The organism is Shewanella sp. 11B5 (assembly GCF_002836795.1).
Lineage (GTDB): Bacteria > Pseudomonadota > Gammaproteobacteria > Enterobacterales > Shewanellaceae > Shewanella > Shewanella frigidimarina.
In genome coordinates this window covers 1-5,000 of record NZ_PJAP01000423.1, presented here as the reverse complement: position 1 = coordinate 5,000, position 5,000 = coordinate 1, and the positions used below count along the sequence as shown (strand labels likewise).

The window sequence follows — 5,000 nt, the reverse complement described above, 5'->3', positions numbered from 1 at the left end:
GGTGTTGTCGATGCGTTTGTACATGTACTTGAGCAATATGCGACTTACCCAGTTGATGCCCGCGTACAAGACCGCATGGCAGAAGGTATTATGCGTACCCTCATTGAAATTGGCCCAATCACTGTTGAAGAGCCAACAAACTATGATGCCCGTGCCAACTTAATGTGGAGTGCTACATCTGCCTTAAATGGCATGATAGGCACAGGCGTGCCGTTAGATTGGTCTACTCACATGATTGGTCATGAACTAACCGCACTATTCCATATCGACCACGCACAAACATTAGCCGTTGTATTGCCATCATTATGGCGTGTGTTGAAAGAGCAAAAGCACGCTAAATTAGTGCAATACGCAGCACGTGTTTGGGATATCACTGAAGGTGATGAAGCGAGCCGTGTAGATCAAGCCATTGATAAAACGGAGGCTTTCTTCAAGCAAGTGGGTTTACCAGTACGTTTACGCGATCACGGTGTAACGCAAGAACAACTTGGCCTAGTAGTAGATGCTTTAGAAGCACACGGTATGACTGCGCTGTCTGAAAGCGGCAAAGTCGATTTAGCCACCAGCCGTAAGATTTTAGACATGGCGTGGTAATAGCTCTTATAACCCAAACGATGCACTTATTCATCGGTTGGACTTGAGTGACTATCTGATACGAAAAAAGGGCTTAACAATGGTTATCATTGTTAAGCCCTTTTTTGTTACCCAAAAATGAGCGGCGCATTAGCCCCTATACAAAAAATGAATGCCGTATTAAAGAGAGAAACGAAACCACGCAGCTCGGTTAACGATTAATGCGGCGTAACGTTTGAGAATAAATTCATCACAACGACACCGACTAAAATAAACGTCATACCCACCAGTGCACCTAAATCGAGTTTTTGCCCATACATCACCCAAGCGATAGCTGTAATTAACACAATGCCCAATCCAGCCCAAGTTGCATAAGCAATACCAACAGGAATACCTTTTAGCGCTAAGGATAAAAAATAAAACGACAACACGTAGCCCACAATAACTACAATTGAAGGCGCTAATTTTGAAAATCCATCACTGGCTTTAAGCGCTGAAGTGGCTACAACCTCAGTTAAAATTGCCACACTTAAAAATATCCAACTTTTCATTTTTACATTCTATAGAGACAAAACAGCCGCGAAGTATAAAGATTAAACAATAAAAATACAGCCTTCGATTTTAGATCTGTTACTTAGCTCTGCACATGGTCAATCGCTACTATCTCTTGTATTTACGTTGACTATCGGTTTATGTTGTTAATATGTTAACTGACATTACACCTATTCGACGGTGTAATAAGACTTAAACGATATTAATGATAGGACTTGGTGGTTGAGTGAAGGGACTTACAGCAGTTTTTCTATGTGTATTGTTATCGTTATGCTCGATGCATATACCTGCAACGACGGCTAAGTTAACAGCCCAAGAAGAAACGAAACAACAAACCAGTTCAGCATTAGAGCAATGTAAAGCCCGGATAAAACAGGTGTCCCCCCAAGCCAGCTTGAGCTTTTGCAGCCAACAATTCAAAATATTAGACATTGATAAATACCCCATCGTTGCCGCCAAGTTACAACTAACCTTATATGATATTTACCAAGAGTTAGGTGATAAGGTAGCTACGGAACAAATGCTTGATGAGGTTAAAAACAGCGCTGCATTTACTCAAAATGTCGATGTTCAATATCTTTGGTTACGTAAGAAAGCCGCGGAAAAACTTTATAGAAAGTCCTATCAAGAAGCTAAAACCTTATTTGAACAAGCTTTTAGCATTGCTAAAACCCAAGAGTCAGATATTTGGTTGGCTAAAAGCTATAACGATTTAGCACTCACTGAGCAGTATTTGAATCAATATGACAAAGCATTGAGTTACTACCAGAAGAGTTTAGCGATTAAAGAGGCCTTAGGTAATGACTTTTATACTGCGATAACCCTCAACAACCTTGGTCTGATTTATAAAAAACTCGAAAAATTTAAAGAATCCCAGCGCTATTTTGAACTCTCACTGGAGCATTACTTACGCTACACAAGTCATAATGTAGATATTCATGTTATCGGTTATATGTCGCATCTCTACGGAAACCTTGCTGAGATATATAATATAAACAACCAGTTTAATAAGAAAAACTTCTACAGTAATAAGGTCATCGAAGCCTACAACGATAACCTTGTCGGTGACGATAGGCTTTCTGCGCTAATTAATGTAGCCACCATCCATATTAATGCTAATGAATTTACGCCCGCTCTAGATGTCGCCAACACATTATCGGAATATTTAACCCGCGATGACCATTCGTTTCATGACGTAATTTTCTATTTAAAAGCCCAAATAGCCACACATCAAAAAGATGCGACTCAGGCAATAAAATTTATTGAAAGCGCAATGGACTATAGCGACACCAAACAAGATTCATTGCAAAAAATGAACATTTATCACTACGCAAGCGAGTTATATTATGACAATGGTCGCCCTTATGAGTCCCTGGTTTATCTAAAGAAATATCAACAGTTGCACGAAACCTTATTGGAGAAAAAATACAGTGAGAACATTAAAGTCATTCAAAGCGATATAGAGAATGAACGCGTACAACGAGCGTTAGCAGAAGAGCAAATTGTCAGCCAACAGAAGAGCCAAAGAATTGATAAATTACTTAATTTAATCCTTGGCATCACCAGTGTTGGCTTGTTAGTCGGCTTTATTGTGAGCTTTTATATTTATAGAAAACGTAAAGCCCAGCAGCATTTAATGACCATAATAGAGTCACATAAGCAGCAATTATTTTTATTATCGAATGACGATACAGCAGAGCAAGACGACGCCCAGCAACTGGAATCTACGCCATTATCACCTTCAGAATTAACAGCTTCTTTTGCGGAGTTATTAGTGAATACTATGATTGATTGCATCAGTATTTGGGAGAAAAGCACTAAAACTAATAAAGTAGAATTAGCCGACAGAAGCCAAATTTGGACGATATCAATCGATTCTGGCCGTCTAAGAACACGTTCTTTAGATAAATACCTACAGGTAAAAAAATTACCCGCTAATCCACGCTGGCGTAATGTGGTTAAAACATGTCACTTCATTTTATCTGAATGCCACCTGTCAAATGATGATAGGACATTACTGACCTCGCACCTTGACCAAATAATGCAAGTGATCAAGAGCGAGTCATTAGGCACATCGTAATCTGTTACTTTCGGGCTTACCCGCCTTTTTTGAGTAATGGTTGTTGTAGTTTCATGTCGCGTACACTGTCTCTGACTATTGGCTTGAGTACATTTTTATACACACAACTAAATTTTATTCCTTCGGATAACGAATAATCACTTTGTTGTGCTGTCGCAGGGTCTATTCCCACTAAAAAGCTATTGGGTGCAATAAACTTTGGCATTAGATTATTGTTTTGATCTTTGATATTAATCGAAGCGTAAGCATTACACATCGATACAGCCACAAGTCCTGCGATATTGATTCGATTTGTCACGCTATTAAGATCGGGTGAATTAACATTATTGTCTTGTAGCTTCATGAATGGGTCTATCACACCATGAAAACCACCTAAATCATCTATTTCAACTTCCGGTTGCTGCATCTGACGAGTATTCATCGACTGCGGTGCACCATTTGTTGCAGTTGCATGATCATTGTGTAATGTCAGTTGTTTACTTGTCATCCACTTTTCAATATCAAAGTACTGAGCACGGTAATGATACTGTTTAATCATATCCATCTCGCTCAATTCAAAAGTGATTTCGGTTTTAATCGCCGTGCTGACTGGTGTGAGCTCATTAAATGAAAGTTGGTGCGCTGATGCGCTACCAACACAACTAAGCAAAGTGACTAGGGGTAATATGTATTTCATAAAATATCCTTTTTAGAATGAATGCATCATCTTAGACGCTATGCATTTCCATTTTTATAGTCCACTAAATACTAGGGTAAATTTGGGTAAAACACAAAACGCCCCCTTTTTAACCCTCTAACTTTGCTGACTTTTTTATCTTAACTGTTAGTTTTAACTCAGCTTAAGTCATTAAGCATGATTCAAACATTTACTAAACCAGAATAAGGAAAGTCAGGATGAGTATACTCAAAAAAACATTAATCAGTATGTGCCTAATGAGCGCATCAGGTATGGTCGCAGCAACCCCGATTACAGCTAACATTACCGCAGACAATGATTTCATTGTGGTACATTCACCAGGTAATGGTAGTTCACCTACTGTGGTATATCGTGGTGCGAATGGCAGTAATTGGAAAAAAATTGAATCACTCAAGTTCGATATCGACAACTCAGCACAATCACTAGAAACCTGTTCAGTCAGTGTTATTGCATGGGGGGATGGTAAAGTGTCACAGGGTATGGCGGCTATTTTTAAAGGCGATAGCACGATTTATACCGGCTCAGGACATTTTAAAGCACACCAATCTTCGACGCCATCGTCTGGTTGGGCACAAACCGGCGGACCTAATGCAAGTCAAATTAATACATTAATTGCGGACTCGTTAGCTAATGGCCAATCACCTTACCTGTTGCCTGGCTCTGTCGCAGGAGGCACTTCACCCTGGGGGACGATGAACTTCCCTCTAGCCAGTAATGTCAATGCGAATAATTTCCGCTGGGCTTGGTCGACAAGTAATTTAGCCCAAAAAACCTATTCTGTATTTACCGCTGCCTGTGGGGATATCGTTGAAGCGACACCGGTTGCTGTCCATATGCCTGGAGAACACTTCCAATGTTATGGGGTGCGAAAAGCAGATAAACTTCGTGAAGAAACCATTATGATAGAAGATCAATTTGGTAAAACCCGTGCAGTGCTAGGCAAGCCGGTATTACTGTGTAACCCTTCAAGTAAAATTCATAATGAAAAGCTTTATAAAACTCGTGATGAAAAGCGCCATTTAGTGTGTTATGACTTTGTAAAGCAAAATAAAGTCAAAAGCCGTAATCTTGAGATCAATAATCAGTTCGCACCCGATG

At 39.7% G+C, this 5,000-nt stretch carries 5 protein-coding genes; 3 read left to right on the top strand and 2 right to left on the bottom strand.

The features are described 5' to 3' along the window. Nucleotides 1-594, top strand: a 594-nt coding sequence (locus CXF78_RS09895) for an iron-containing alcohol dehydrogenase (protein WP_145991409.1), incomplete at its 5' end; no start/stop codon positions are given. Nucleotides 595-791: 197 nt separating this feature from the next. On the opposite strand, the gene CXF78_RS09890 is transcribed toward CXF78_RS09895, so the two are convergent. After that, complete coding sequence (locus CXF78_RS09890) at nt 792-1,124, bottom strand: DMT family transporter (protein ID WP_059745271.1); 333 nt, start codon at nt 1,122-1,124, stop codon at nt 792-794. Nucleotides 1,125-1,351: 227 nt separating this feature from the next. On the opposite strand from CXF78_RS09890, the gene CXF78_RS09885 reads away from it, so the two are divergent. After that, nucleotides 1,352-3,205 carry a tetratricopeptide repeat protein gene (locus CXF78_RS09885; protein ID WP_102036673.1) on the top strand — a complete coding sequence of 618 codons (1,854 nt, stop codon included), beginning with the start codon at nt 1,352-1,354 and terminating at the stop codon, nt 3,203-3,205. Nucleotides 3,206-3,221: 16 nt separating this feature from the next. Here the strand turns inward: CXF78_RS09885 and CXF78_RS09880 are convergent, their stop codons facing one another. Beyond that, a complete protein-coding gene (locus CXF78_RS09880) occupies nt 3,222-3,881 on the bottom strand; it encodes a hypothetical protein (RefSeq protein WP_102036672.1) in 660 nt (219 codons plus the stop codon). 218 nt (nt 3,882-4,099) lie between these two features. On the opposite strand from CXF78_RS09880, the gene CXF78_RS09875 reads away from it, so the two are divergent. Next, nucleotides 4,100-5,000, top strand: a 901-nt coding sequence (locus tag CXF78_RS09875; protein ID WP_102036671.1) for a DUF7450 family protein, incomplete at its 3' end; no start/stop codon positions are given.